The following is a 235-nucleotide window of genomic DNA, read 5'->3' as shown; positions in this document are numbered from 1 at the left end:
CGCTAATCCAGCCGCCGTCGGTTTAGTGGCCGCCGGTGCTGTCCCATAGGTATCGGCCGTCGTGGTCTCAACGACGCTACTGCGACCCATATGATCATCGACATCGACGGGATCGTGGCGGTCGAGTATCGCCGCGACCCGATCGTAATCCGCATCTGACACCGCGCGAACAGTCACCACAGACCCGCCGGACGTCAGGTTCTCGTCGTAAACGCGTGTGTCATCATACGTCTCG

Annotated in this window: 1 protein-coding gene; it reads right to left on the bottom strand. The window is 60.9% G+C overall.

What is annotated here, in order from left to right; translation table 11 throughout:
- On the bottom strand, positions 1-235 hold a 235-nt coding region (locus GSQ92_RS30010), incomplete at both ends, for a hypothetical protein (protein WP_216856755.1).

The sequence above is a fragment of the Acidisoma sp. S159 genome, assembly GCF_009766125.1.
GTDB lineage: Bacteria > Pseudomonadota > Alphaproteobacteria > Acetobacterales > Acetobacteraceae > Acidisoma.
The sequence above is the reverse complement of the archived record's forward strand: the minus strand, read 5'-3'. Positions and strand labels throughout refer to the sequence as shown.